Here is a 25,885-nt window from a genome sequence, read left to right as displayed (position 1 = left end):
TCTCTAGTTCGATAAAGTTTTATAGGCATCGGCGGCTTGCTTATAAAGCGCAATAGCCCGTAGCCGTTGGCTAGCATGGTCAACGATAGGTGCTGGATAGGTGGCTAATGCAGGCGACTGATGAATGGCTTTATCGCTAAGATGGGCAAGTTCTGGTAGCCATTGGCGAATGAATTGTCCTTTGGGATCAAATTTTTTCGATTGGGTGGTGGGATTAAAGACACGGAAGTAGGGTTGTGCATCGCAACCAGTGCTTGCTGCCCATTGCCAGCCGCCATTGTTTGCTGCAAGGTCAAAGTCAAGTAGATAGCGAGCAAACCATTGTTCTCCTAAGCGCCAATCGCATAGTAGGTCTTTACAGAGAAAGGATGCAGTAATCATGCGTAGGCGATTGTGCATGGCGCCTGTTTGTTTTAAGCAACGCATCGCAGCGTCAATGATTGGATAGCCGGTTTGTCCTTCTTTCCATGCCGTGAGATGTTCGGGGTGGTTATCCCAAATGATTTCTCGATAAGGTTCGCGATAGCTTTGATGAATGTTATCTGGATGATGATAGAGGTGCTGTTGGTAAAATTCTCGCCAAATGAGTTCTGAAAGCCATGTTTGCGCGCCTTCGCTTTGTTCATGATATGCGAGTTCAACTAACTGTCGAATGGATAGACAGCCAAAACGTAAGTAGGGGGAAAGGTTTGAAGTGCCAGTGATGGCTGGATAGTCGCGCTGTTCATGATAGCTGCTTAGTTTGGGTAAGAAGGTTTCTAGCGTTTTCTGTGCGGCTTGTTCACCGCCTTTTGCTTGGTCGGAATAGGTGTGAAAACCAAGCTGTTCGGGTGTTGGGCAATGGTTTGTTTTCCAAGCGGATTTCGGAAGCAGTTGTTGTCTTTCTTGCCAATGATGAGGGAGTTCAGTGCTGGTTTCGGGGGCTTCGGCATAGTGTTTTAACCATGCGCGTTTATATGGTGTGAAGACGCTGTAAGGGGTTCCTTGTTTGGTAAGAATGGTAGATTTTGGATAAAGCACTTGGTCTGTTACAGCAAGGAATTGGCAGACTTGGGCTTTTAAGGCAGCTGCAACGGCATGGTCACGAGCGATGGCTTGTGGTTCGTAATCTTCGGCACAAATAACGCTTGTGCTATGAAACTGTGTGACTAATTGTGGAAGGATTTTCTCAGGTTCGCCTTTTTGGATATGCAAAGGAATGTGGTTATTACAGAGGCGTTGTTGTAGTTCTGCTATGCTTTGACAGATAAAGCTAATCCGGCGGTCGTCGTGCGCTAAAGGGGTAAGAATATTGGTGTCGAAGATGAAAACCGCAATAATGGGGCGGTTTTCATCAATGGCTTTTAGTAAGGCACGGTTATCTTCTAGACGCAAATCTCGACGAAACCAGAGAAGGGTAGTGGTTGTCATGATTGGGTAATCCGCGTGCCGATGGTTTCATGTCCTTGACTAAATTGTTGTAGGGCGTCCATGGTCAGTCCGTTGATAATACGCGTTTGTTTAACGCCTTGTTCAAGGGCGGCTAAGGCGCATTGCACTTTCGGAATCATTCCGCCATTGATAGTGCCATCTGCAATCAGAGCGTGAATATCCGTTTGAGTGGCGTGTTCAATGCGTTGTTTGTCAGCATTTAATAAGCCGTCAACATTGGTCATAAAAAGGCAATCATCGGCTTTCAAGGCACCCGCGATATGAGCGGCTGCATAGTCGGCATTGATGTTTAAGGCTTGATGGTTTGCAGAACAAGCCAGTGGGGCGATCACGGGAATGTAACCATTATCCATTAAGGTATGGAGTAGTTTAGGATGGGTTGCAGTGATTTTACCAACCGCACCGAGTTCTGCTTGTGGCGATGCTATGAGTAAGTTGCCATCTTCTCCGCTAATGCCAACAGCGGATAGCTGTTGAGTGGATAAGGCACGAACGATGGCTTTGTTCACGTGCGCACAAAGTGTCATTTCAACCACTTCTAGTGCCGCGGTATCGGTATAGCGTTGTCCGTTAATAAAATGACTTTCTATTCCTGTTTTATCTAGCCAGTGATTGATTTGGGGACCGCCACCATGAACGATGACTACACGATGCGTTTGACTGAGTGAGGCGATTGCGCGAGCAAAATCATCTAAGGCGTGGGTATCAGCAATGGCATTACCACCATATTTGAGGATAAGAGTTGGCATTAGTGGCTTCCTGTGTGTCCAAAGCCGCCCTCACCGCGTTGGCTTTCACTATGGAAATGTTCAACGGGTTTGAGTATGGCTCTTGTAACGGGCTGTATCATAAATTGCGCAATGCGTTCGCCGAGTTGCACGGTATAGGCGGTTTGGCTACGGTTCCATAGCGGGATTTTGAGTTCGCCTTGGTAGTCGCTATCAATTAGTCCAACCAGATTGCCTAAGACAATGCCGTGTTTGTATCCGAGTCCTGAGCGCGGTAAGACAATGCCGCAATAATTAGGGTCAGCAATGTGAAAGGCGAGTCCTGTGCCGATAAGACGACATTCGCCCGCTGCCAAGGTCAGGCTATCTTCTTCAAAGACAGCGCGGATATCCATGGCTGCACTACCTTCGGTGGCATAAGTGGGTAGGGGGATGGTGTCGCCCAGTCGGGGGTCTAAAATTTTATAGGGTAGATTCAGCATAGTTATTCCTGTAATGTTGAAGAATATGGGTAAGAAGTGTGTCAGCGAGTTGCGCTTTGGCTTGGTGCGGTAGCGGGATTTCGGCTTCTGCACTGATGAGGGTAACGCTGTTTTCATCTGCGCCAAAGACGTTTTTGCTCACGTCATTCGCGATAATGAGGTCAAGCTGTTTTTTCTGGCGCTTATCGCGGGCATAGGTGAGTAAGTTTTCCGTTTCAGCGGCAAATCCGACGGTATACGGTCGATGCGCTTTAAGCGCCGCGACATCGGCGATGATGTCGGGATTTTCGATAAGCGTTAGCGTTGGAATGCCATGGACGTTTTTTTTCTGCTTTTGGTTAGCGGGATTTTCAACGCGATAATCCGCAACAGCAGCAACACCAATAAAGATATCACTTTGGGGCGCATAAGTGAGGGCAGCTTGATGCATTTCTAGCGCAGTGTTTACGTTAATTCTCTTTACGCCTGTAGGTGTTGGTAACGCGGTAGGTCCGCTAATGAGAGTAACTGTTGCGCCACGACGTGCCGCAGCTGCTGCTATTTGATAGCCCATTTTTCCGCTGCTGTGATTACTAATGTAGCGAACGGGATCTATGGGTTCGCGGGTAGAACCAGCGGTAAGCGTGAGATGAATATCTGTCCAGTCGCGATTTAGATACGCATTTAGGTGTTCAATAATGGTTTCAGGTTCTGCCATACGACCCGCGCCGACTTCCCCACAGGCTTGCTCGCCTACGCCAACGGGAATAATAAAGTGATTTTCCCGTGCTTGAAGGCGTTGGCAGTTTTCTTGGGTGGCAGGATGTTGCCACATTTGATGGTTCATTGCTGGAGCGATTAAAACAGGTGCGGTAGTCGCAAGGTAGAGAGTGGTTAGTAAATTGTCAGCAATGCCGTTGGCAAGTTTGGCAAGTGTATTGGCAGTGGCGGGGGCAATAATGAGACAATCCGCCCAACGCGCGAGTTCAATGTGTCCCATGGCGGCTTCTGCTTGCGCGTCAAATAACTCTGTCCGGACGATTTCGCCTGTTAGTGCTTGCAGGGTTTGAGGGGCAACAAAGGTTTGTGCAGATTCGGTTAATACGCAGCGCACTTCATAATCTTGTTGTTTTAGCAATCGAACCAGTTGGATGCTTTTATATGCAGCAATGCCACCACTGATACCGAGCAAGAGTTTATTCATATTGCACCGTGATAAAAAACGTTATTCTACTGGGATGAAAACGAAAAACAATGTTATTGAAGAAAATACGGATATGCCGCGCGAACGTTTATTGCGATTAGGTGCGCAAGCGTTGGCGGATTATGAGTTATTGGCAATTTTATTGCGGACAGGGATTAAAGGGCAGTCGGTGCTGGCGTTTGCGCAAACAATTTTAAAGGCGCGAGGCGGGTTGGTTGGATTGCTCACTAGCCAAGAGAGACATTTGCGAGCGATAAAAGGATTGGGTAGTGCAAAAATTGCTGAGATTATGGCAGTGGCAGAATTGTCTAAACGCTTTGTCAGCGCAGATATTATGCGCAGTGATTGGCAGTTCGGCTGTGCTGAAGATGTGAGAAGTTTTTTGTTAATTCATTATAAAGGCTTGAGTTTAGAAGAGTTGGGGATAATATTGCTTGATTCGCAAAATCAATTTATCAGTTTTGAGCGATTTAATAAAGGTTCACCAGATAGGGTCGATTTGCCAGTTAGGGAGATTGCAGAAAAAGTGTTGTATCATCATGCATCTGCCCTTATTTTAGTGCATAATCATCCAGCAGGAATGGCTGAGCCTTCGAGTGCCGACCGACAGGTGACGCAAAAAATTGCTAGTTGGTTAGCAGAAATTGAGGTTAAAGTTTTAGATCACTTTATTGTTAGCAATAATAAACTGATATCAATGCAAGAAAATGGCGGATGGTAGCCAAAGTTTACAAGAGGAAAGACTATGTTGAGAACGGCTTTAATTGTGGATGATTCGCGTTTGGCGCGATTAACGTTGAAACGATTATTAGTAAAATATGATATTGAAGTCTCTGAAGCAGAAGGCGTCGTTGATGCTGAACGTTGGATTGCGCATAATTTACTACCTGATTTGGTGTTTATGGATGTGATGATGCCTGAATTAGACGGTTTCGAGGGATTAGCAAGAATGCGGAAAAATCCAGAAACAGCTAATATTCCTGTGATTATGTATTCTGGCGATATTTCAGAAGAAGCGCGTAAAAAAGCCAGAGATAGTGGTGCCACAGGATATTTACCTAAACCCGCTGATGCTAATCGTTTAGATCATTTATTGAATGCTTTGGCGAAACGTTTAGATGATCAACCTCGTATTCGCCAAGCCGAACCTACCACCCCGTCAGCAGCGCCTGCGCCAGCAAAACCTGTAGCATCTCCTCTGCCAAAAGATATTGAAACGTTGCCTGTTTATGATGAAGAAATAGCAGTTGCGGTTCCTCCAGTTAGAGCGGATGTGCAGCCGGCGCTTTCTAATGAGTTAAAATCGCGTATGGACGAGCTAGAGCATCGTCTATCGCTACAAGCTATGAATAGCTCAAATGTAGAGTTAAATGCAGATTTAGAGCGCCAACATAGGGATGTCGTTTATTTACAACGTCAAGTCGTAAAATCTGAGCGTCAATTAAAAGTTACGTTTGGTGTGAGTATTATTGCTTTACTAATTGCGTTGGCAAGTGCTATTAGCTTGATGTTGTCTTAATCATTGGTATTAAACGTGTAGAGTAATTCGCTATATGCGCCCTGTAGGTTGGATAGTGATATTTGCTGCGGGCGTGGCGGATTTTCTTTTTTCTTTACGGGGAAAGTTAATTGGATTGGCTTTTTTAGGCTTTATCGGGATAACGTATTATCAGCAAAAGCGTTTACTGAATTGGTCGCAAGGAACCATGAAAACCTTGCCTGAACATTTATCTCCCCAATTGACGGTAATTGCTTATCGGATGTTGCGCCAGAAAGAGCAAGGTAAACGACGGAAAAAGCGGTTGCAGCGATTTCTAGTGGCATATCGTGAATTGGTTGAAGCAATGCCAGATATTGCTCTGCTGACCAATGAAGATGGCTATTTATTGGGCTTTAATCGCCGTGCGCAAGAGACTTTAGCATTAAGTAAACGCTTGGATATTGGCAGGCGTATAGATCATTTAATTCGTGTGGAGGGCATTGATGTTTTCTCTCAAGCATTTCAGCAAGACAAGCCATTAGTTGTTCGGTTATTATCACAAGAGAATTTACAATTAGAGTTTTTACGCGTGCCTTTAGCACAAGGCAATATTTTATATTTAGCTAGAGATGTGACGGCGCGATTAGATTTAGATGCGCGTCGTAAAGCGTTTATTGATAATGCATCGCATGAGTTAAAAACGCCGTTAACGGTAATTATGGGCTTTTCAGAAGTTTTAAAAGTGCAGACAAATTTGCCAGAACAATGGGCGATGCCTTTAGCAGAAATTCATCAGGCAGCAGAACAAATGCAAGAACTCGTTGCAGATATGTTGCAATTAGCAACATTAGAAAATTTAGAAACGACGTTAAAGCGTTCTCCGCTGTGTTTGACCGCTGTGATAAATAGTTGGGTAGAGGAGCTTAATCAGGCTTATCCAGCGCATATTGGGATAGTGATCAATAGAGTAGAAGAAATAATGCTATGGGCAGATGAGAAAGTATTGCACTCAATGGTGAGTAATCTATTGCAAAATGCCATTCTTCATTCGGGTAGTCGTCAACCGATAAGCGTAACGGTTTCTGTGCAGCCACAAGATAACGTTAATATTATTATTCAAGATACGGGTATTGGGATTGACCCTCAGCATATTCATTGATTAACGGAGCGATTTTATCGTGTGGATAATAGACGCTCGACCGCAAAGGGCTCAGGGTTGGGGCTAGCTATTGTGAAACATGGTGCCGAGCTACATCAAGGAACATTGGAAATTCAATCACAGCCCGGCGAAGGTTCGACATTTATTTTATCTCTGTCGTTGAGTAGGTAGGTAGCGTCATATTTAACTGCTTATCAACTTGAAGTTGGGTGAGTTTTTTTGTGAGAATGGCGAGTAAAACACCATAAGCCGGCAAAAAGAATAATCCACAGATAATCAGCTTCCATGTATAGTCTGCCATGCCTATTTCAACCCAGTGTGCTGCCATATATTCGTCTGCGCCACTATAAAATGCGACGGAGAAAAAGATTAACGTATCAATGGCATTACCAACAAGCGTTGAAGCACTAGGCGCTATCCACCAGCTTTTAAGCTGACGTAAACGATTGAAAACGGTGATATCTAGTAATTGGCCGATTAAATAAGCCATGAAGCTAGCAAGTGCAATTCTAAAAACGACGCTGTTAAAATCGTTTAATGCGGTTATACCGACATAATTACCATCATAAAAAATAACGCCAATCGCATAAGAAATGATAAGCGCAGGGAGCATGGTGAAGAAAATGATTTTTCTGGCTAAAGGTGCACCAAAAATACGGACGGTTAGGTCGGTCGTTAGAAAAATAAAGGGGAAAGTAAATGCGCCCCAAGTATTTTTAAATCCTAAGATATCTACAGGAAGTTGGACTAAGTAATTACTAGCTGCAATCACAATAATGTGCCAAAAAAACCAACCATTTGAGCGATTTTTTCTGTTGCTCAGCAGTAAAAGAGTATGTTGTTTGCATAAAAGACCTAGTTTTTTAATGTGGGAGGGTTTCGAACCACAAAGAAAAATTATTCTAATGTATGTATATTTCCTATTAAAGTAAAATAATTAGAATAGCCAAGAGGTTACATTAGCAATCGGTTGATTGTCATTTAATACTTTAATGCCTTTAATACAGCGAACTAGCTGCCAGACAAAGATTGCAATAAATAATAAATAGCCCACCAAGACTAAAAGAAGAATCGTTGCAATAATGCTATACAGTAACCCTATCCAAAAGGTTCTAATTTGGTAAGTAAAGTGGTTATTGAGAAAAGCATCTTGGCTATCTGAGCGATAAATATAAGCCATAATTACGCCAATGATAGCGGTTAAACCACCGGTAAATAAAGAAACAATGTATAGGATATAGACCACTAATGCGATAGTCTGATTATTGTTTGTTTGAGAGAATGTCATTGCTTGTTTACCTAAGTTGTATCCCTGAAGCTTGAGGCTTCAGGGAAATAAAAGTTAGCTGCGTAATAGTTCGTTTATGCCAGTTTTGCTACGAGTTTTTTCATCAACTTGTTTGATGATAACCGCGCAGTAAAGACTATGGCTTCCGTCTTTAGAAGGTAAGCTACCGGGGACAACAACCGAACCTGCAGGCACGCGGCCGTAGCTAATTTCACCAGTTTCCCGGTTATAAATTTTGGTAGATTGACCAATATAAACACCCATTGAGATAACAGAACCTTTTTCGACAATAACACCTTCTACAATTTCAGAACGTGCGCCGATAAAGCAATTGTCTTCAATGATGGTAGGCGAAGCTTGTAAAGGTTCTAGTACGCCACCGATACCAACCCCACCAGAGAGGTGAACGTTTTTTCCAATTTGCGCACAGCTGCCAACAGTTGCCCAAGTATCTACCATTGTGCCTTCATCCACATAAGCGCCGATATTGACATAAGAAGGCATTAAAACAACGCCTTTGCCTAAGAAACTGCCACGACGAGCAATGGCTGGTGGAACAACGCGTACGCCTTCTGCTTGAAAGCGTGCTTCATCATATTGTGCATAACGGCTCTCTACTTTATCGAAATAATTGGTGTAACCATGCGGCATCAAATGGTTGTCATTAAGACGGAAAGAGAGTAAAACCGCTTTTTTAGCCCATTCGTTCACTTTCCAGCCGTTGGTTGTAGGTTCTGCTACGCGCAGCGCACCGCTTTCTAATTGTACTAAGGTTTCTTCTACCGCATCAATAACGGTTTTATCAGCGGTTTGTGGAGAAATAGATTGTCTGTTTTCAAAAGCGTTTTCAATGGTTTGTTGTAGAGTCATATATTTATCACTTATTTAAAAATTTAGCATTATAACGATAGCATTATAAAAATTTAAAAATTTTTTCTTGTTAATGAAAAGCCAGTTAAGCCCGATGTTGCTTGAGAGCAACGCATCTAACCGCTAAAATTACTGCCTAATTTTTCAATAGGTAAGAACAATGGCAGAGGCAGATAAGCGTTTAAGCGGTATGTCGCTAACGCGGTTAGAAAAAGGTTTCTGGTGCATGCTGCCACTGCTCGGTTTTTTATGGGTGGCTTTTACTTGGCATAAGTATACAACACCATATGTCATGCAGTGGGAGTGGTTTCCGGCTATCGCATTAAATTTCTCTATTCGGATTGATGGATTATCCTTATTAATGTTAATGCTGATTTTTGGTATTGGATCAGCAGTGTTTATATATGCAGCAGGGTATTTAAGACATCATCCGCAGTTGCGCCGTCTTTATGTATTATTAACAGCGTTTGCTTTAGCAATGGCGGGGTGTGTGCTTGCAGATGATTTGTTGTTGCTATTTGTTTTTTGGGAACTCACAAGCGTTTTATCTTTTTTATTGGTTGGGTTTAACGGTTTTGAGTCAAGCGCGAGAAATAGCGCCAGGCAAGCAATGCTTGTCACAGGAATGGGCGGTTTGTGTTTATTAGCAGGTGCGATTGCTATTGGACAGATGGCAGGAACGACGCGTATTAGCGAGTTAACTCAACAGCTGCCTGAGTTGCGAAATCATGCTGCATTTCTTCCTTGGTTAATGGTTCTCTTGATTGGTCCGTTAACCAAAAGTGCGCAATTTCCGTTTCAATTTTGGCTGCCAAATGCAATGTCAGCGCCAACCCCTGTTTCAGCGTATTTGCATTCGGCAACGATGGTTAAATTGGGCGTGTATTTATTGGCACGCTTAGATGCTGGACTAGATGACTGGGTTTTCTGGCAAACTTTTTTACAGATAGTAGGCTCTATTACCGCTGGTTGGGGAATGTTATTAGCGTTAAAAGAGCGGGACTTAAAACGAATTTTGGCTTGGTCAACAGTTGCAACTTTAGGAACCTTAGTGGTCATGATTGGTTTGCCAGGTGAGAATGCTGCATTAGGCTTGGTCACTTTATTATTAGCGCACGCTTTATATAAGGCACCGTTATTCTTTGTGGCAGGAAATATCGACCATTGTACTGGAACAAGAATTATTGATCGTTTAGGACGGTTAAGAATTAAAATGCCTTGGACTGCTTTAGCAGCTTTGTTGGCAGGTCTTTCTATGGCGGGTATGCCTTTGTCATTTGGCTATGTTGCTAAGGAAACGTTAGCGGCAGCAAAAGTCGCAGATGAAACTTTAGTACTTAGTGTTGGCGCAAATATGGTTTTTTCTATTATTGCTGTTGCTGTGGCTGGTGTTGCTGCTATTCGTGTATTTTGGCGTCATCCTGGTGAGAATGTTACGCCAACAGAAATTCATCGAGCTGGCGCAAGTATGTTCCTTCCGCCTTTATGTGTTGCCGCCATTGGATTGGTTTTAGGTTTTTATCCTATGTTGGCAGAGCAGTTATTAGATGCCGCAGCAAAAACCATTGTTCCCAGTATTTCGGTAGAGTTTGTACAGCATTTTGATTTGAATTTATGGCGAGATGCTTTACAAACGGTTGGACCAACCATTGTATTGGGTGTGGTTGTATTTATCTTTTGGGATGTTTTACATGGCGCATTTGATAAATTTTTACAGTTATTACCGCGTTGGGGTGGAGCAGATGTTTATTATCGTTTGATCAAATATTTGCCAAAATGGTCTGCACTTTCTACGCGATATTTACAACCGGGTGCATTATCGGTTTATGCCTTGTGGTTAGTGTGTTTTTCAACGATAGCCATTGGCGCAGCATTATTGATAGCAATGAATAAGGCATCTTTGAAATTACCTGTTTGGCAACAATTATCCGAGCATTTTTCTTTTGGGGTAATGGCAGCAGTATTATTGTTAAGCGTTGGCGCGCTTTCTGTCATGCGTGCGAAGCGTCCAATGTTGCTCATGGTTTGCGCGGGATTAGTGGGTTATGGTTCTGCCTTGATTTTTATCTTTATTGGCGCACCAGATGTTGCATTAACGCAATTTGTTGTCGAAACCATTTTAGTGGTTATTTTGGTATCTATTTTATTGATGCTGCGTAGAAGTGATATTCGTCGATATCAAGCCGAAAAAGTGCATTATGGCGCATTAGTATTAGCAATAGTTTTTGCTAGCTTGCTGACGTTTGTCATTATGTTGGTGATTGCTATGCCTTTTGATGCGTCGTTGACGACTTATTTTTCAAAAAATAGCTATACAGAAGCGCATGGTTTAAATGTGGTTAATGTCATTTTGGTGGATTTTCGTGCGATTGATACGTTTGGTGAAACCAGTGTGTTATTGCTGTCATTATTAGCCGCATGGCCGTTGTTAAGTGCTTTATATCGAAGAAGACAAGCAGCATTAGCAAATAAAACGGAATAAAAATGAAGAAAACTGAACAAACAATTGTGTTAATAAGAACGGCTGCTAAGCCACTTTATTGGCTTTTGTTAGGCGTTTCTATTGTGGTTTTTATGCGTGGTCATAATGCGCCAGGTGGCGGTTTTATCGGCGGGTTATTGGTTTCCTCTACAACTTTGCTATGGGCATTGGTTTTTTCCCCAGATGAAGCGGAAGCGCGTTTGCCATTAAAAAACTCGCTTAAGCTCGCAGCGGTTGGTGTGATATGTGCAGGCGTAGCAGGGCTGCCAGCGTTGATCTTAGGGAAAACGTTTTTAACGCATTATTGGTTAACTATTCCTATCATTGACTATCCCGTATCAACGGTATTGTTATTTGATTTGGGCGTGTATCTTGGCGTTTGGGGCGTGGTGAGCGGTTATGCGCTGGCTCTTATTCGTATTAGCCATGATGGAGAACAAGAATGACGATTTTATTGCTATTTGCGTTTTGGATCATTATGGTTGCATCAGTTTATTTACTTTTATCTCGAGAAGCATTGAGAATGGTTGTAGGATTGATGCTAGCAGGTAATGCTATCAATTTGGCGATTATTTTATCGGGTCGAGTGGGTAGCGATATTCCTGCAATTATTGCTCAAGGGGAAATGGTACTATCTGAAAATGCTGCTAATTCTCTACCGCAAGCGTTAGTCTTAACCGCTATTGTCATTGGATTTGCTTTGATGTGTTTTGCTATTGTCCTGATGATTGAACTCATCAAGCGTTTGGGCAGTGATGATATTGATAGCTGGCGCAAAGCAGAGCCGCAGCCACCTAAGCAAGGCTTTAAACCTTCGCCGATGGAGGAAGAATAATGTTGATAAATTGGTTACCGGCTTTACCGGTTGTTCTTCCTTTATTCGTTGCTGCAATATTGGTTGTTTGCTATCAGCATCCCCGTGTTCAAGCTTGGATTGCTGGTATCGCTGGGGGGATGTTTTTCGTTATAGCGGTTGTAATCTTTCATTACGTCCTTCAGGGTGCTGTGCTTACGTCCAGTTTTGGTGGATGGTCCGCACCTTTTGGCGTTGTTTTTAGTATTGATCGTTTAAGCGCTATTATGCTGCTAGTGACTGCTATTATGACGCTTTTAACGCTTTTATATGGCTTATCTTCAATTGATAGTGGTAGTCGACATCCTTTAACTTTGCCGCTAATGTTTGGTTTGATTACTGGCGTTCAGGGCGCCTTTATTACCGCAGATATTTTTAACTGGTATGTGTGGTTTGAAGTGATGTTGATTTGCTCTTTGGGACTTCTTGCTATTGGAAGGCGTGGCGCTCAGCTTGATGCTGCATTTAAATATCTTGCATTAAATATTTTCGGAACTTTATTGATGTTATTTGCGGTTGCGATGATTTATGGTGCAACAGGACAATTGAATTTTGCTGCGTTAAGAGCAAGTTATGCGATGTGGTCAGAAAGTACACGGATTTGGCTTTTATCATTATTGGCTTTGGGCTTTTTAGTGAAAAGTGGCGCGTTTCCAGTATTTGCTTGGCTGCCAGCGTCTTACCATACATTACCCGCGCCGTTATTGGCTTTATTTGCAGCATTGCTAACTAAGGTTGGCATTTATGCCATTTTAAGAAGCTATGGCGATATTTTTATTCCAACACCTGAAATTTTGCTTTCTGCTTTGGGATGGTTGGCTGTGGCAACAATGCTTTTTGGTGTGTTAGGCGCGACTTATCATTGGGATATGCGTAGAATTTTTGGTTTCTTAATTATCTCTACTGTGGGAAATATTTTATTAGCGGTTGCGCTTGGGAGTGCGAATGGGAATATCGCTGCGATATTTTATATGTTGCAAGATATTCTAGTAAAAGCAAATTTGTTCTTTATGGCTGGATTGATCGCCTCTTTAGCTGGTAGCTATGATTTACGACAAATTGGTGGTTTATATAATACTGCGCCATGGTTGGCGATTTTATTTGCAATTCCTGCTTTATCAATGATTGGTATTCCGCCGTTTTCAGGATTTTGGGCAAAAATTTTGGTCTTACAAGAAAGTATTGCCCAAGGCAGAGTGATATGGGCAGCTGCTATTATCGTCGTCAGTGTATTAACGATGTATGCCATGATGAAAATTTGGTTTGGCGCTTTTGCTAAGCCGCATCCTTCCGTGGATAAACAAATATGGTATCCCAACGCAATCAAAGGGCAGTCATTTGCGGTGTTGTCCATTGTTATATTAGCTGCATTGACGCTTTATATTAGTTTTGTCCCTCAGCGGTTATATCAATATGTAAGTTCATCTGTGGAACAAATGGAGCATGGACAATGAGTTGGCATCGAAAAATTAGTGCATTTTTTCTGATTATCTTACGCTTCATTCAGGCATTATTATCTTCTGGTGTTGGCGTGTTAATGATTCTTATGCGTTATGGAACACGAAGAAAATTACCACCCACAGCGTATGTTCGATTAAAAGTAACGCCAATGACCGACTGGGGAATGAGTTTACTTGCCGCGATGATTACTTTGACACCAGGAACTACCGCAATAGATATTGATCAAGAGCATAGCGAGTTATTACTGCATGTTTTAGATGCGCGTGATCCGATGGAAACCGTGCGTTATATTCGTGAGCGCTTTGTTCCGCCATTAGTGGTCTTTTTTGCGCGGCGTGAGCAGGAGGCATTATGAAAGTTGTTTTAGCAATTGTTATTTGCCTTATTACACTAGCAATACTTATTTCCGTTATTCGAGTGCTTCGAGGTCCTCGTCATATTGATCGAATTGTTGCGCTAGATTTGATATTTGCTGCAAGTGTGATGTTAGGAATGGTCGCCAGTGTTGCAACTGGAAGAAGCGAGTTTATAGATGTTGCGACAGGATTAGCGTTGGTTGGATTTATCGGAACAATCGGTTGGGCGCGACTCTTGGAGAGAGAACAGCAGCGTAAAAGAGAGGAGCGTTCGCAATGATAGTGATTTTGTCGACAATCTTTTTATTACTGGGGGCAATCGTATTGCTGATTTCAGCATTGGGAATGCATATTTTCCTTGATGCACTCTCTCGCCAACATGCTGCTACAATGGCTGCTACATTAGGGGTGATTTTATCAAGCTTGGGAACGATGATTTATTTAGCTGATTGGTCAATTGCTATACGGCTATTTTTAATGATTGTTTTTATGTTGGCGACGGTTCCATTGGCTTCTCATGCTTTGGCAAGAGCAGCAGTTGTGAGTAAGATGTTGGTTCATAAACGACATCACGAAGAAGTATGGCAGGCAGATAAGCAAGATTAGTTATTGATATTTAAGAGAGAAAAATATGCAATCCAGACAATATTTCGGTACAGACGGTGTTAGAGGAAAAGTAGGTGATGTGCCGATGACACCCGATTGGGTCATGCATTTAGCATGGGCAGTAGGCAAAATGCTGTCGGATAACGGATATGCAGGGGAAAAAGTGATTATCGGAAAGGATACGCGTTTATCAGGCTATATGTTTGAAAATGCGATTGTATCGGGATTGACGGCTGCCGGTATGGATGCACATTTATTAGGTGTCATGCCGACTCCGGGTATTGCTTATTTTACGCGCACTTTCCATGCGGCGGCAGGCATTGTCGTTAGCGCCTCGCATAATCCTTATTATGATAATGGTGTTAAGGTTTTCGCACCTGGTGGGTATAAATTGCCTGATGAAGCAGAACGAACCATAGAAGCTTATTTAGAAAAGCCGATGAAACTTGTTGGTTCGGCAGAATTAGGTAAAGCTTACCGTGTGCCTGAAGCGCGTGGTAGATATATCGAATTTTGTAAGAATGCCGTTCCTTTGAACTTACCTTTCCAACGATTAAAAATTGTCTTGGATTGCGCTAATGGCGCAACCTATGCTATTGCGCCAGATGTTTTTAGAGAATTAGGGGCTAATGTCACTGTTATTAATGCTGATCCTAATGGCTGTAATATCAATGCTGGTGCAGGTTCTACGCATCCAGAGTCTTTACAGCGACGCGTTCGAGAAGAGCAGGCGGATGTAGGGATTGCTTTTGACGGAGATGGCGATCGTGTCATTATGGTTGATCGAAATGGTCGGCTCTTAGACGGTGATGCAATTTTGTATATCATCGCTAAGTATCGAGCGTTTAAAGGTGAGAAGCTTCATACCGTTGTTGGTACTTTGATGACGAACTTAGGGTTAGAACATGCTTTAGAAGCTATGGGAATTCGTTTACATCGAACCCAAGTCGGTGATCGTTATGTCTTAGAGAAATTACAAGCACTAAATGCAAGAGTGGGCGGAGAAAATTCCGGTCATATTATCTGTTTAGATAGAAACTCAACTGGCGATGGCATCATTGCTGCTTTGCAAGTGCTTGCTGCGGTATTAGAAATGGGAGAAAGTGTTGAGTCTTTAACGCAAGACTTGCATATGACTACTCAAATACTCAAAAATATTACTGTTCATGAAAAAAATATCGTGAATGGTTCTGCTGTACAAAATGCCCTTGAAGCGGCAGAAAAAAAATTAGGGAATAATGGACGACTTTTATTAAGACCATCAGGAACAGAGCCTAAAATTCGGGTGATGGCTGAAGGGGATGACGAGGCTTTGTTAAATGAAATTGTAGATGAATTAGTAACCGTAATTAAACAGGAGACTCACAATGCGTAAACCAATTGCCGCCGCTAACTGGAAAATGAATGGTTCATTAGCGCTTTTGCAAGCATTTGAACAAGCAAAATTAGGTGCGGATAGCGTCCAAACCATTTGGGGATTGCCAGCAGTTTTCTTGCATCAAGCACATGCTGCTGGTTTAAAAGACCTAGCAGGAGAAGATGTTTCAGCGCATGAAAAAGGTGCTTACACGGGTGAAATTTCAGCAGAAATGTTAAAAGAAGCTGGTTGTCGCTATTGCATTATCGGGCATAGCGAACGTCGTGAAATGCACGGAGAAGATGAAACATTGCTTCAAGCCAAATGGGAACAATTAAAAGCACAAGGAATTATTCCAGTTTATTGCTTAGGCGAAAGTGAAGCAGAGTACGATAATGGTGAAACACAAGCTGCTATCGAACGTCAACTTGCCCCAATGTTAGACGCTGGATTGGTTGATGAAAATACGGTGATTGCTTATGAACCTGTTTGGGCAATCGGTACTGGAAAAGCAGCAACGCCAGAATATGCGCAAAAAGTTCATGAACAAATTCGCCAAATGATTGCCGCTAAATGTGCTAATATAGCAGATAAAGTGAGAATTCTTTACGGTGGTAGCGTTAAGCCAGAGAATGCTGGTGAGCTGATTGCCAAAGCTGATATTGATGGATTCTTAGTTGGAGGCGCATCCCTTCAGGTGGATGCATTTGGAAAAATTATTGAGGCAATCTCATGACATTAATTATTGCTCAAATCATTTTTATCGGGACGGCTATTGCCCTGAGTATCTTGATTTTGCTGCAACAATCTAAAGGCGCTGGTATGGGCGCCTCTTTTGGTGCTGGTGCATCGGCAACCGTTTTTGGTGCTCGTGGTGCTGGCTCTTTTCTCTATAAAGCAACTCGCGCATTAGCAGTGGTCTTTTTTGTGAGTGCTTTAGCAATGGGATATTTGCAGAATAAAGCAGCAGTTGGAGATAATATTCTTCAGCAAGAACATTTAGATACAAAAAAAGAAGCTGGGGTAGTTGACGTACCTTTAAGTGGTGCGGATAATAACGCATCTGCTTCTAATACCAGTATTCCTTTAAGCAAAAAATAATCGTTTTTAGGAAAATAAGCACGCCGACGTGGTGGAATTGGTAGACACGCTATCTTGAGGGGGTAGTGAGCCTAGCTCGTGCGAGTTCGAGTCTCGCCGTCGGCACCATTGAGAAAAACGACTGTGTTGTTTATAGTCAAAATCATGAAAGCAAGGTATAGAATGCATGATATCCATTAAAAAAGGCATTGACCTGCCAATCTCAGGTGCTGTATCAGACGATACAATTCAAACCATTAACACAGAAGCAACTATTGGTATCATCGGAGATGATTATATTGGGCTTAAGCCTACGATGATGATTTCTGAAGGAGATAAAGTCCAAGAAGGACAAGAACTTTTTGAAGATAAAAAAAATCCAGGGGTTGTTATTTGTGCGCCAGTTTCTGGAAAAATCGTTGGTATTGAAAGAGGAGAGAGACGTCGTCTACTTTCTGTTATTATTCGTCCTGATTCCAGTATCGAACCTATTACTTTTTCTTCTTATCAATTAGCTGATATTTTAACAGCCGACTCTCAAGCGATTCGGGAACAACTACAAAAAAGTGGATGTTGGGCAATGCTACGTCAGCGTCCTTATGAGAAAATTCCTGCAATTGATGCCGTCCCTTACGCTATTTTTGTTAATACTATGGATAGTAATCCATTAGCTATTGACCCAATGATAGCGCTTTCTGGAAGAGAGAACGATTATCAAGCAGGCTTGGCTGTTTTACTGAAGCTAACAGAAGGTAAAGTTCATGTTTGCCATCAAGAAAATGCAAAATTACCTGAGTCTGAAGTTGAAAAAGTTCACTATCATGCATTTGAGGGAATTCACCCTGTTGGACTAGTTGGAACTCATATTCATTTTATTGAATCAGCAGGTGCAAATAAATTTATTTGGCACATTGGTTTGCAAGATTTATTGGCTATTGGTCATTTATTCTTAACGGGACAACTAGATAATCAACGTTTGATTAGTGTTGCAGGTCCCGGGGTGAAAAGGTCTTACTATGCTAAAGTTCGCCGTGGAATGAATCTCACAACACTATTAACAGATAATCTTCAATCAGGCGAGCAACGGATTATTTCTGGTAGCGTCTTCGCAGGTAGAAAAATAGAAGCACCAACGGACTTTTTAGGGGCTTATGATCGTCAGGTCACCGTATTACCAGAAGGTCGCGACAGTATTTTCTTAGAATTTTTACGTCCAGGTGCAGATGCCTATTCTAAAACACGCGCTTATTTAGGTCGTTTTTTAGGAAAACCTTTGAAGTTCACGACTTCTATGCAAGGTTCTCCTCGTCCTATTTTGCCATTTGGCATTTATGAAGAAGTGATGCCACTAGATATCTTACCTACTTTATTATTAAAAGCATTGGTTGTAAAAGATACGGATACTGCTGTGCAGTTAGGCGCGCTAGAATTAGCAGAAGAAGATATTGCATTATTAACTTATGTTGATCCAGGTAAGCACGATTTTGGCGCTATTTTGCGTGAAAACTTAACGCAAATTGAAGAAGAAGGCTAATTAATCATGGCAAAACAAACAATTTTTGACAAAATGGCGCCAACCTTTGAAAAAGGTGGTAAGCTTGAGGCGCTTTATCCTGTTTATGAAGCAGCAGCGACTATTTTTTATAGTCCAAATTATGTAACAGCACGTCCATCTCATGTTCGAGATAATATAGACTTTAAAAGGGTGATGATCCTTGTCTGGTTAGCTGTTTTCCCTGCAATGTTTTTTGGATGGTATTTTGTTGGTGCGCAAGAAGCAGCACATAATCCAGAGTTAAGTGGCGGATTTTTTAGTAATCTTTTATTAGGTGCACAAGTTCAGTTGCCTATCTATATCGTCACTTTTGCAGTAGGTGGCTTCTGGGAAGTGCTATTTGCATTGGTGCGTAAACATGAAGTTTCTGAAGGTTTCTTTGTCACCTCTATTCTCTTTTCATTGATTCTGCCGCCAACTATTCCGCTTTGGCAAGTTGCTTTAGGCATTAGTTTTGGTGTGGTTGTTGGTAAAGAAATTTTTGGTGGCACAGGTAGAAACTTTGTTAACCCTGCTTTGACAGGGCGTGCATTCTTATATTTCTCTTATCCAGCCAGTATGTCAGGTGATGCGGTATGGATTAAGAACGTTACTGCTGATGCGGTTACCGGCGCGACACCTTTGGGTGAGGCTGCAACGCATGGAATGAAAGGTATCACAGAGAACTTACATGTTACTTGGTGGGATGCCTTTATTGGTAATATTCCAGGCTCTATTGGAGAAACCTCTACATTTGCCATTCTTCTTGGTGCCGTAGTCATTATTGCGACAGGTGTTGCTTCTTGGCGAATTATTGTAGGCGTGCTTGCTGGTGCGGTAGCAACGGTATTGCTCTTTAATGCGGTAGGTAGCGATACTAATCCAATGTTTGCCATGCCGTTTTGGTGGCACTTCGTTTTAGGTGGATTTGCATTTGGAACAGTCTTTATGGCAACCGATCCAGTAACGGCATCAGTAACGAATACTGGACGATATATCTTTGGTATATTGATTGGTGTAATGACCATTCTGATTCGTGTTGTGAATCCAGCCTTCCCAGAAGGAATTATGTTGGCAATTTTATTTGCTAATATTTTTGCACCAATTATTGATTATTTTGTGATGAATGCGAATATTAAACGTCGCAAGGTGAGAACAAATGTCAACTGAGCAACAATCAAAATTGCAAGTCTTAAAGTTTGCCACTATTGTTTGTCTGGCTTGCTCATTAGTGGTTTCTGCCTCTGCGGTGGCTTTACGAGGGTTACAAGAGAAAAATGCGTTAAATGAAAAGCGTATCAATATCTTAAAAGCCGCTGGATTGGTTTCTGGTGATGAAAAATTAAGTAATAAAGAAATTGCTGCGAAATTCAAAGAAATTATTCCAGTTGTCGTGAACTTTGAAACAGGCAAATTAGACGATTCTAAAAATCCACAAACTTATGATATGTATGCGGCTGCCCAAGTACCTAACGAAAGCCGTGCATTAAAAGATGATCCTGCTAGTATTAAACGTCAAGCCTATGATGGCACTGCTTATATCTTGGTAGAAGGGGATAAGATTAAGAGAATTATCCTCCCTATTCAAGGATATGGATTATGGTCAACGCTTTATGGATTTACCTCTTTAGATTTAAGTAAAACGCCTGAAATTGGTGGAATTACTTTTTATCAGCAATCAGAAACGCCAGGATTAGGCGCTGAGATTACCAATCCTACTTGGCAAGCTAAGTGGGAAGGTATTAAGCCTTATAATGCGCAAGGTCAGCCAGATATTCGAGTGGTAAAAAATGCAGCTGCTGGCAGCGATAATCAAGTTGATGCTATTTCAGGGGCAACTCTGACCAGTCGTGGTGTTCAAAATCTGATGAATTATTGGTTAAGTAATCAAGGTTATCGCAAGTTCATTGAAAATGTCGAAAACGGTAAAATTACGATCAATGAAATGCGTCAGGCAGCAGAAAAAGGCGCTTCTACTAATGAAGGAAAAGCATCATGAGCGAGAAAAGTTACGATTATAAATTCATAATTCTTAACCCAATTTTTAATAATAACCCTATTGGGTTGCAAGTGTTGGGTATTTGTTCGGCATTGGCTGTTACGGGAAGTATGAAAACGGCGTTGTTAATGTCATTAGGATTAACGACGGTAACAGCTTTTTCAAACTTATTTGTAAGTATGATTCGCACCCATATTCCGAGCAGTATCCGGATTATCGTGCAAATGACGATTGTTGCTTCATTGGTGATTGTCGTTGATCAGTTGATGCGTGCCTTTACTTTTGAACTATCTAAGCAATTATCTGTGTTTGTTAGCTTGATTATTACTAACTGTATTGTTATGGGGCGTTTGGAAGCATATGCGATGTCTAACCCGCCTCTACCTAGCTTTTTAGATGGTATCGGTAATGGGTTGGGATACAGTGTGCTACTGCTTATCGTGGCAACTATTCGCGAAATTTTAGGTAGCGGAACGTGGTTTGGTATGACTGTACTTCCAAGTATTAAGAATGGTGGTTGGTATGATCCTAACGGCTTAATGGTATTACCTCCAAGTGCTTTCTTCATTATTGGGTTACTCATCTGGGCGTTGCGTACCTGGAAACCACAGCAAGTAGAAGCCCGTGATTATCAAGAAGCAAAAGCGGCTAAGCCTTTAGTTGGCGGTCATCCTGCGCATCAATAAGGAGAAAAATTATGGAACATTACATTAGTTTGTTTGTTAAGTCTCTCTTTATTGAGAACATGGCATTATCATTTTTCTTAGGAATGTGTACCTTTTTGGCAGTTTCTAAGAAAATTAGCACCGCGATAGGACTAGGGGTTGCAGTTATTGTCGTACAGTTTTTAACGGTTCCCTTAAATAACCTACTCTATACTTTTCTAATTAAAAAAAATGCGTTGCTTTGGCAATGGTTAGGTATTCAAGTAGATATTAGCTTCTTAGGTGTTATCGCTTATATCGGTATGATTGCAGCAGCGGTTCAAATCTTAGAAATGTTTTTAGATAAATATGTCCCTGCGTTATATGCTGCATTGGGTATCTTCTTACCTTTGATTACAGTGAACTGCGCTATTTTAGGTGGCTCGTTATTTATGGTAGAGCGGAACTATAATTTTGCAGATTCTGTCGTATATGGCTTGGGTAGTGGTGCTGGATGGGCATTGGCAATTATTCTACTTGCTGGTGTTCGCGAAAAAATGCGTTATTCAGATGTGCCCAAAGGGTTACAAGGGTTAGGCATTACCTTTATTAGCGCTGGGTTAATGGCTATTGGTTTCATGTCTTTTTCCGGCGTCCAACTATAAGGGGTAAGAAATGGAAATTATTTATGGTGTAGTGGTTTTTACCGGATTGGTATTACTACTATCAATGATTATTCTGGCAGCAAAAAAATGGTTAGTCCCATCAGGTGATGTTACCATTTTGGTCAATAATGAAAAGGAAATAAAAGTTCCTGCTGGTGGTAAGTTACTTGGCGCACTTGCAGAAGGCGGTATTTATGTATCATCTGCTTGTGGTGGCGGCGGTAGCTGTGGACAGTGTCGCGTTAAGGTTCATGAAGGTGGTGGAGAAATTTTACCAACAGAGTTGAACCATATTACAAAGCGTGAAGCAAAAGAAGATGAACGCTTATCTTGTCAGGTAGCGGTTAAGCGTGACATGAAAGTGGAAGTTGACGAGGCTGTCTTTGGGGTGAAAAAATGGGAATGTGAAGTTATTTCTAACGATAATGTCGCGACTTTCATTAAAGAGCTTAAACTCAAAATTCCAGATGGAGAGTCAGTTCCTTTCCGTGCAGGCGGTTATATTCAGATTGAATGTGGACCTTACGATATTAACTATAGCGACTATGATATTCCAGAAGAATATCGTGAAGATTGGGAAAAATTTGGTCTTTTTAAAATTCATGCAGTGAATAATGAAGATGTTGTACGTGCATACTCTATGGCTAACTATCCTGAAGAAAAAGGGATTATTATGCTTAACGTACGGATTGCTTCACCGCCTCCGCGTAACCCAGATGTCCCACCCGGTAAAATGTCTAGCTTTATTTATAGCTTAAAACCGAGGGATAAAGTAACCATTTCGGGACCTTTTGGTGAGTTCTTTGCAAAAGAAACCAATGCAGAAATGGTCTTTATTGGTGGTGGTGCGGGTATGGCACCAATGCGTTCGCATATCTTTGATCAGCTAAAACGCTTAAATACTAAACGAAAAATCACATTCTGGTATGGAGCACGTTCTAAGCGCGAAATGTTCTATGTAGAAGATTTTGATCAGTTAGCCGCTGAGCATGATAATTTTGAATGGCATGTGGCACTTTCTGATCCTTTAGAAAGTGATAATTGGGATGGTTATACAGGATTTATTCATAATGTTGTTTATGAAAACTATTTGAAAAATCATCCAGCGCCTGAAGATTGTGAGTTTTATATGTGTGGACCGCCAATTATGAATAAATCGGTTATCGAAATGCTTCATAATTTAGGTGTAGAAGACGACAATATTTTATTGGATGATTTTGGTGGATAAGTTATTTACTTTAAAAACATTCTATAAAGTGCCACTGTTAATAACGGTGGCATCTTTATTTTGGTTATTAGTGGCTTGCTCAGCGACTCATCAAACGCCCGTTTTGTTGAAAGGAACAACGATGGGAACTTATTGGCAGGCATCTATTGCTGCCAAGATGAATGAAGCAGAAAAAGCAGCGTTACAAGCAAAAATAGAGGCAGATTTAAAAGCGGTCAATCAATCCATGTCCACTTATATTCCCGATTCTGAGTTGGAGCTACTAAATCATAACTCGCAGAAAGCCCCTATTCCAATTAGTCCTGAGCTAAGAAAAGTTATTGCTAAAGGATTAGAGATTTCCAAACAATCAGACGGTTATTATGATATCACTGTTGCACCTCTTGTAGATTTATGGGGATTCGGTCCTAAAAAAGTAACATCAGCCCCTAGCGCTGAAGAAGTTGCTGTGGCTAAGTCTCGAGTGGGTTATCAAAAAATAACGTTGTCTAATGAAGGAATACAGAAATCTCAACCTGATATTGAAATTGACTTATCATCTATTGCTAAAGGTTATGGCGTAGATGTCGTTGCTGAGCAAATAGAGAAAAGCGGTTACCAAAATTATTTGGTTGATATCGGTGGGGAAGTGCGAGCTGGAGGAAGTAAGTTTGGTCAACCATGGAGAGTGGGTATAGAATTGCCAGAAGAAGTTTCATCGCACTCAATTCAATCCGTGATTGCGCTAAAAGATGAAAATATTGCCTTAGCAACTTCCGGAAATTATCGAAACTATGCAGATTATGGCTCGGTTCATGCCGTCCATACAATCAATCCTAAAACAGGAATGACGGAACAATCAGCTTTATTATCCGTGACAGTTGTTGCACAGGATTGTATGACAGCGGATGCGTATGCGACTGCTTTAATGGCATTAGGTGATAAAAAAGCAGAGAATTTTGCCAATCAGTTAGGATTGTCTGCCTTATTTATTACCGCTGTTAAAGATGGAAAGTTTCAAGTAACAACAACAGATGCTTATCAAAAATCTTTTGGAGGAGAAAAATAATGACTACTTTCCTCATTATTTTCGTGATTTTTGCTTTGGTAATAGTAGCAATGGCAGTCGGTGTAATTTTCGGACGTAAACCTATTTCCGGCAGTTGTGGAGGTTTAGGTGCTGTGGGCGTTGAGCGTGCTTGTGGTTGCACAGATGTTTGTAAAAATTCTGTTGAAGCCAAAGCTGAAGCAGTAGAGCCACAAACAAAGGAGGATAAAGCCGGTATTTATCGTCCGTAATAAATAGATTGAGATCTTTGCAAAACCTCTAAAAATAGAGAAATTTCAATTTTTCAAATTTTAAAAATATATTAAAATCATATTGTTAATTTTTTTGCTAGTAGTAAAATTCGTGTAAAACGGAATTTTGCAAAGGTCTCAGGTTATCAATAATTGTAAAAATCTTTTTCTTACGGTTAAATCTATTAAAAAATATGTAGGAATAGGTGCCTGAAGAGGAAATTATGAGCAAAATCTATGTAGCTGTAATTTATTTTTTTACGATTATTGTAGGATAAAAACGCTTTTAATAAAGGAAATATTATGAGCCACTTTTCTCTAATATCGGCTTTGAACTTCCGTCTGAAAACGACCTTGTTACGCTCATCGACCAATTGCAATCTGCTTTTGAGAAACCTATTACCACAGCTCATGGTAGTTATGCTGTTTATGCGGATACCAGTGGTGGGCAATTATGGCTACAAACTGATAATCAAAATACTATCATCGGTCTTAACCCACATTTTAGCGGTTTTAGCCGTTTCCCCGTGCATCTGACTGAATTTTTGCCAGGCAATAACGCAATGGATGGTGCGTTTTATGCTTGGCTCAATCCTAATATTTAAGGAGAAGGCGATTGCCCCTTTGTCTTTGATGTTCCTGATTTTGACCGATATACCCATCTCAAGCTGCCTGAAACCTGCACTTTACAACTCTCTGTTTTTGCGCATTGGTTAGAAATCTACGATGACGAAGCGGCATTCAATGCTGCACAAAAGCAATCGCCAGCTTTTGCCGCACAATCTTTCATTCCTATTGGATTATTTACTGACGAAGATAACAACGAACCGCATGCCATGGCTATGTTTACTGGTCTGGTGAAGCAATGCGAGCAGCGGTTTAATGCGCACACAGGTTTAGCGTTTTATTGGCTGTTAGTTGAAACTTTGGCACTATTGATGTTGTTGCCGATAAAGAACAACTCAATATTGAACCGCATATTGGTGCTATAGTGCAATCAGCTAAAAAACAGAACACCATTTACCGCCAGAAGCACTAAGGTAATGTTTATAAAACGTCCTGTTTTTTAGTTGATTTGACTATATTATTCAGACACAATGCTGGCTCAGTGGAAAAATATTGTATGACTAAATATCTGTAGTTTACATACATTGTTCACCTAGCTTATTTTCGTGTATGAGCTAAAGATATTCAGTTATAAAAGGTTCTCTTTTAGAGAAATGTTCATCATTGCTAAAGGCATTGGCTTTAGTGCAATTAAATTCACTGCCTCGCTCCCGCGTGTATAGGATAGGGAAAGTGATAAATCTATGTCACCACCAAATTTACTTACGCCTAATATTTTGGGTTACTGTTAATGGTATTACGTTTTATAGTAATTTAAAATAGAAACAAGACTAAAAATAGCGAAAACTAACAAAATGGCATACACAATTGAAATCCGACAAAAAGCAATGGCGTACTGGAACAAATGCAAAGACATTGACCAAGTAATACAAGCCTATGGCATATAGTGCAATCATCTAAAACCCAATCCAATCCAAAGCAGATAAAAGAATAAAGTATCAATACAATCCATCCGCCATTCTTTGCGTATTTGCTTAATCCAAGCCCACATCTTTTCAATAGGATTTAAGTCTGGACTATAAGGGGGTAACCAAACTATCTCATGCCCATGCTCTTCAATGATTGCTTGAATATCACTGCGTTTATGAAAAGHG

General features: G+C 41.3%; 28 protein-coding genes, 1 tRNA gene, 2 pseudogenes and 1 riboswitch. Of the genes and pseudogenes, 23 read left to right on the top strand and 8 right to left on the bottom strand.

All coding sequences use genetic code 11. The annotated features are described in order from the left end of the window. Positions 1–3: 3 nt before the first annotated feature. The 4 genes from A5N85_RS02185 to coaBC are packed head-to-tail and all read right to left on the bottom strand — an operon-like array spanning position 4 to position 3,824. Positions 4–1,410 carry a cryptochrome/photolyase family protein gene (locus A5N85_RS02185; RefSeq protein WP_072575768.1) on the bottom strand — a complete coding sequence of 469 codons (1,407 nt, stop codon included), beginning with the start codon at positions 1,408–1,410 and terminating at the stop codon, positions 4–6. Beyond that, complete coding sequence (gene argB / locus A5N85_RS02180) at positions 1,407–2,180, bottom strand: acetylglutamate kinase (protein WP_072575767.1); 774 nt, start codon at positions 2,178–2,180, stop codon at positions 1,407–1,409. The genes A5N85_RS02185 and argB overlap by 4 nt, the downstream gene beginning before the upstream one ends. Then, on the bottom strand, positions 2,180–2,641 hold the full coding sequence (dut, locus tag A5N85_RS02175; RefSeq protein WP_072575766.1) for a dUTP diphosphatase: 462 nt from the start codon (positions 2,639–2,641) through the stop codon (positions 2,180–2,182). Before dut ends, argB begins: the two co-directional genes overlap by 1 nt. Next, a complete protein-coding gene (coaBC, locus tag A5N85_RS02170; protein WP_072575765.1) occupies positions 2,622–3,824 on the bottom strand; it encodes a bifunctional phosphopantothenoylcysteine decarboxylase/phosphopantothenate--cysteine ligase CoaBC in 1,203 nt (400 codons plus the stop codon). The genes dut and coaBC overlap by 20 nt, the downstream gene beginning before the upstream one ends. A 1-nt stretch (position 3,825) precedes the next feature. On the opposite strand from coaBC, the gene radC reads away from it, so the two are divergent. From radC to A5N85_RS16870, 3 genes and pseudogenes are all read left to right on the top strand, one after another. Continuing rightward, complete coding sequence (gene radC, locus A5N85_RS02165) at positions 3,826–4,545, top strand: RadC family protein (RefSeq protein WP_245935962.1); 720 nt, start codon at positions 3,826–3,828, stop codon at positions 4,543–4,545. A 24-nt stretch (positions 4,546–4,569) separates the two neighbouring features. Then, entirely contained in the window at positions 4,570–5,343 is a 774-nt protein-coding gene (locus tag A5N85_RS02160) for a response regulator (RefSeq protein WP_072575764.1), read from the top strand. A 34-nt stretch (positions 5,344–5,377) separates the two neighbouring features. Continuing rightward, positions 5,378–6,634 (top strand): annotated as a pseudogene (locus A5N85_RS16870) (ATP-binding protein). Here the strand turns inward: A5N85_RS16870 and A5N85_RS02145 are convergent. The 3 genes and pseudogenes from A5N85_RS02145 to dapD form a co-directional block, all read right to left on the bottom strand. Further along, positions 6,606–7,311 (bottom strand): annotated as a pseudogene (locus tag A5N85_RS02145) (7-cyano-7-deazaguanine/7-aminomethyl-7-deazaguanine transporter). The pseudogenes A5N85_RS16870 and A5N85_RS02145 overlap by 29 nt on opposite strands. A 1-nt stretch (position 7,312) precedes the next feature. Next, a riboswitch (PreQ1 riboswitch) is annotated at positions 7,313–7,357 on the bottom strand. Between the two features lie 43 nt (positions 7,358–7,400). Then, on the bottom strand, positions 7,401–7,751 hold the full coding sequence (locus A5N85_RS02140) for a DUF4870 family protein (RefSeq protein WP_072575762.1): 351 nt from the start codon (positions 7,749–7,751) through the stop codon (positions 7,401–7,403). A gap of 54 nt (positions 7,752–7,805) precedes the next feature. Further along, positions 7,806–8,621, bottom strand: a complete 816-nt coding sequence (dapD, locus tag A5N85_RS02135) for a 2,3,4,5-tetrahydropyridine-2,6-dicarboxylate N-succinyltransferase (protein ID WP_072575761.1) — start codon at positions 8,619–8,621, stop codon at positions 7,806–7,808. A 160-nt stretch (positions 8,622–8,781) separates the two neighbouring features. On the opposite strand from dapD, the gene mbhE reads away from it, so the two are divergent. From mbhE to A5N85_RS02035, 20 genes are all read left to right on the top strand, one after another. Further along, positions 8,782–11,103 carry a hydrogen gas-evolving membrane-bound hydrogenase subunit E gene (mbhE, locus tag A5N85_RS02130; protein WP_072575760.1) on the top strand — a complete coding sequence of 774 codons (2,322 nt, stop codon included), beginning with the start codon at positions 8,782–8,784 and terminating at the stop codon, positions 11,101–11,103. A gap of 2 nt (positions 11,104–11,105) precedes the next feature. Continuing rightward, positions 11,106–11,549, top strand: a complete 444-nt coding sequence (locus A5N85_RS02125; protein ID WP_072575759.1) for an MnhB domain-containing protein — start codon at positions 11,106–11,108, stop codon at positions 11,547–11,549. Further along, entirely contained in the window at positions 11,546–11,938 is a 393-nt protein-coding gene (locus A5N85_RS02120) for an NADH-quinone oxidoreductase subunit K (protein WP_072575758.1), read from the top strand. Before A5N85_RS02125 ends, A5N85_RS02120 begins: the two co-directional genes overlap by 4 nt. Continuing rightward, positions 11,938–13,410, top strand: coding sequence for a proton-conducting transporter transmembrane domain-containing protein (locus A5N85_RS02115; RefSeq protein ID WP_072575757.1), 1,473 nt, complete (start codon positions 11,938–11,940; stop codon positions 13,408–13,410). Before A5N85_RS02120 ends, A5N85_RS02115 begins: the two co-directional genes overlap by 1 nt. Then, positions 13,407–13,772 carry a Na+/H+ antiporter subunit E gene (locus tag A5N85_RS02110; RefSeq protein ID WP_072575756.1) on the top strand — a complete coding sequence of 122 codons (366 nt, stop codon included), beginning with the start codon at positions 13,407–13,409 and terminating at the stop codon, positions 13,770–13,772. Before A5N85_RS02115 ends, A5N85_RS02110 begins: the two co-directional genes overlap by 4 nt. Beyond that, entirely contained in the window at positions 13,769–14,053 is a 285-nt protein-coding gene (locus A5N85_RS02105; protein WP_084601542.1) for an MrpF/PhaF family protein, read from the top strand. Before A5N85_RS02110 ends, A5N85_RS02105 begins: the two co-directional genes overlap by 4 nt. Continuing rightward, a complete protein-coding gene (mnhG, locus tag A5N85_RS02100) occupies positions 14,050–14,379 on the top strand; it encodes a monovalent cation/H(+) antiporter subunit G (RefSeq protein WP_072575754.1) in 330 nt (109 codons plus the stop codon). The genes A5N85_RS02105 and mnhG overlap by 4 nt, the downstream gene beginning before the upstream one ends. Before the next feature lie 25 nt (positions 14,380–14,404). Next, complete coding sequence (gene glmM, locus A5N85_RS02095; RefSeq protein ID WP_072575753.1) at positions 14,405–15,754, top strand: phosphoglucosamine mutase; 1,350 nt, start codon at positions 14,405–14,407, stop codon at positions 15,752–15,754. Continuing rightward, on the top strand, positions 15,747–16,472 hold the full coding sequence (gene tpiA / locus A5N85_RS02090) for a triose-phosphate isomerase (RefSeq protein WP_072575752.1): 726 nt from the start codon (positions 15,747–15,749) through the stop codon (positions 16,470–16,472). Before glmM ends, tpiA begins: the two co-directional genes overlap by 8 nt. Beyond that, on the top strand, positions 16,469–16,837 hold the full coding sequence (secG, locus tag A5N85_RS02085) for a preprotein translocase subunit SecG (RefSeq protein ID WP_072575751.1): 369 nt from the start codon (positions 16,469–16,471) through the stop codon (positions 16,835–16,837). Before tpiA ends, secG begins: the two co-directional genes overlap by 4 nt. 22 nt (positions 16,838–16,859) lie before the next feature. Beyond that, positions 16,860–16,945 (top strand) — tRNA-Leu (locus A5N85_RS02080). 58 nt (positions 16,946–17,003) lie between these two features. After that, positions 17,004–18,350, top strand: coding sequence for a Na(+)-translocating NADH-quinone reductase subunit A (locus A5N85_RS02075; protein WP_072575750.1), 1,347 nt, complete (start codon positions 17,004–17,006; stop codon positions 18,348–18,350). A gap of 6 nt (positions 18,351–18,356) precedes the next feature. Next, a complete protein-coding gene (locus A5N85_RS02070; RefSeq protein WP_072575749.1) occupies positions 18,357–19,520 on the top strand; it encodes an NADH:ubiquinone reductase (Na(+)-transporting) subunit B in 1,164 nt (387 codons plus the stop codon). Beyond that, positions 19,510–20,349 (top strand): Na(+)-translocating NADH-quinone reductase subunit C, encoded by an 840-nt coding sequence (locus A5N85_RS02065; protein ID WP_072575748.1) that lies wholly within the window; start codon positions 19,510–19,512, stop codon positions 20,347–20,349. The genes A5N85_RS02070 and A5N85_RS02065 overlap by 11 nt, the downstream gene beginning before the upstream one ends. Next, positions 20,346–21,035 (top strand): NADH:ubiquinone reductase (Na(+)-transporting) subunit D, encoded by a 690-nt coding sequence (locus A5N85_RS02060; protein ID WP_072575747.1) that lies wholly within the window; start codon positions 20,346–20,348, stop codon positions 21,033–21,035. The genes A5N85_RS02065 and A5N85_RS02060 overlap by 4 nt, the downstream gene beginning before the upstream one ends. Positions 21,036–21,046: 11 nt before the next feature. Further along, on the top strand, positions 21,047–21,658 hold the full coding sequence (gene nqrE, locus A5N85_RS02055; protein WP_072575746.1) for an NADH:ubiquinone reductase (Na(+)-transporting) subunit E: 612 nt from the start codon (positions 21,047–21,049) through the stop codon (positions 21,656–21,658). Between the two features lie 10 nt (positions 21,659–21,668). Beyond that, on the top strand, positions 21,669–22,886 hold the full coding sequence (nqrF, locus tag A5N85_RS02050) for an NADH:ubiquinone reductase (Na(+)-transporting) subunit F (protein ID WP_072575745.1): 1,218 nt from the start codon (positions 21,669–21,671) through the stop codon (positions 22,884–22,886). After that, positions 22,879–23,934 carry an FAD:protein FMN transferase gene (locus A5N85_RS02045; RefSeq protein ID WP_169818603.1) on the top strand — a complete coding sequence of 352 codons (1,056 nt, stop codon included), beginning with the start codon at positions 22,879–22,881 and terminating at the stop codon, positions 23,932–23,934. The genes nqrF and A5N85_RS02045 overlap by 8 nt, the downstream gene beginning before the upstream one ends. After that, positions 23,934–24,164, top strand: a complete 231-nt coding sequence (gene nqrM, locus A5N85_RS02040) for a (Na+)-NQR maturation NqrM (RefSeq protein WP_072575743.1) — start codon at positions 23,934–23,936, stop codon at positions 24,162–24,164. The genes A5N85_RS02045 and nqrM overlap by 1 nt, the downstream gene beginning before the upstream one ends. 374 nt (positions 24,165–24,538) lie before the next feature. Then, on the top strand, positions 24,539–24,769 hold the full coding sequence (locus A5N85_RS02035; protein WP_072575742.1) for a hypothetical protein: 231 nt from the start codon (positions 24,539–24,541) through the stop codon (positions 24,767–24,769). 914 nt (positions 24,770–25,683) lie between these two features. Here the strand turns inward: A5N85_RS02035 and A5N85_RS02030 are convergent. Further along, the coding region (locus A5N85_RS02030; RefSeq protein WP_249023916.1) for a transposase at positions 25,684–25,885 on the bottom strand (202 nt) is incomplete at its 5' end.

It is taken from the genome of Suttonella ornithocola (assembly GCF_001889065.1).
GTDB classification, from domain to species: Bacteria; Pseudomonadota; Gammaproteobacteria; order Cardiobacteriales; family Cardiobacteriaceae; genus Suttonella_A; species Suttonella_A ornithocola.
Note: the sequence above shows the minus strand (reverse complement) of the source record. Positions and strands in the feature narration are given on the sequence as shown.

Bases quoted from the DNA above. Each gene is read 5' to 3' on its own strand.
- A5N85_RS02160 (WP_072575764.1), top strand. From the start codon at position 4,570: ATGTTGAGAACGGCTTTAATTGTGGATGATTCGCGTTTGGCGCGATTA.
- nqrM (WP_072575743.1), top strand. From the start codon at position 23,934: ATGACTACTTTCCTCATTATTTTCGTGATTTTTGCTTTGGTAATAGTA.
- mbhE (WP_072575760.1), top strand. From the start codon at position 8,782: ATGGCAGAGGCAGATAAGCGTTTAAGCGGTATGTCGCTAACGCGGTTA.
- dut (WP_072575766.1), bottom strand. From the start codon at position 2,641: ATGCTGAATCTACCCTATAAAATTTTAGACCCCCGACTGGGCGACACC.
- A5N85_RS02140 (WP_072575762.1), bottom strand. From the start codon at position 7,751: ATGACATTCTCTCAAACAAACAATAATCAGACTATCGCATTAGTGGTC.
- A5N85_RS02125 (WP_072575759.1), top strand. From the start codon at position 11,106: ATGAAGAAAACTGAACAAACAATTGTGTTAATAAGAACGGCTGCTAAG.
- A5N85_RS02120 (WP_072575758.1), top strand. From the start codon at position 11,546: ATGACGATTTTATTGCTATTTGCGTTTTGGATCATTATGGTTGCATCA.
- A5N85_RS02060 (WP_072575747.1), top strand. From the start codon at position 20,346: ATGAGCGAGAAAAGTTACGATTATAAATTCATAATTCTTAACCCAATT.
- nqrF (WP_072575745.1), top strand. From the start codon at position 21,669: ATGGAAATTATTTATGGTGTAGTGGTTTTTACCGGATTGGTATTACTA.
- A5N85_RS02185 (WP_072575768.1), bottom strand. From the start codon at position 1,410: ATGACAACCACTACCCTTCTCTGGTTTCGTCGAGATTTGCGTCTAGAA.
- argB (WP_072575767.1), bottom strand. From the start codon at position 2,180: ATGCCAACTCTTATCCTCAAATATGGTGGTAATGCCATTGCTGATACC.
- A5N85_RS02075 (WP_072575750.1), top strand. From the start codon at position 17,004: ATGATATCCATTAAAAAAGGCATTGACCTGCCAATCTCAGGTGCTGTA.
- A5N85_RS02110 (WP_072575756.1), top strand. From the start codon at position 13,407: ATGAGTTGGCATCGAAAAATTAGTGCATTTTTTCTGATTATCTTACGC.
- A5N85_RS02115 (WP_072575757.1), top strand. From the start codon at position 11,938: ATGTTGATAAATTGGTTACCGGCTTTACCGGTTGTTCTTCCTTTATTC.
- glmM (WP_072575753.1), top strand. From the start codon at position 14,405: ATGCAATCCAGACAATATTTCGGTACAGACGGTGTTAGAGGAAAAGTA.
- tpiA (WP_072575752.1), top strand. From the start codon at position 15,747: ATGCGTAAACCAATTGCCGCCGCTAACTGGAAAATGAATGGTTCATTA.
- secG (WP_072575751.1), top strand. From the start codon at position 16,469: ATGACATTAATTATTGCTCAAATCATTTTTATCGGGACGGCTATTGCC.
- A5N85_RS02070 (WP_072575749.1), top strand. From the start codon at position 18,357: ATGGCAAAACAAACAATTTTTGACAAAATGGCGCCAACCTTTGAAAAA.
- coaBC (WP_072575765.1), bottom strand. From the start codon at position 3,824: ATGAATAAACTCTTGCTCGGTATCAGTGGTGGCATTGCTGCATATAAA.
- A5N85_RS02105 (WP_084601542.1), top strand. From the start codon at position 13,769: ATGAAAGTTGTTTTAGCAATTGTTATTTGCCTTATTACACTAGCAATA.
- mnhG (WP_072575754.1), top strand. From the start codon at position 14,050: ATGATAGTGATTTTGTCGACAATCTTTTTATTACTGGGGGCAATCGTA.
- A5N85_RS02065 (WP_072575748.1), top strand. From the start codon at position 19,510: ATGTCAACTGAGCAACAATCAAAATTGCAAGTCTTAAAGTTTGCCACT.
- nqrE (WP_072575746.1), top strand. From the start codon at position 21,047: ATGGAACATTACATTAGTTTGTTTGTTAAGTCTCTCTTTATTGAGAAC.
- dapD (WP_072575761.1), bottom strand. From the start codon at position 8,621: ATGACTCTACAACAAACCATTGAAAACGCTTTTGAAAACAGACAATCT.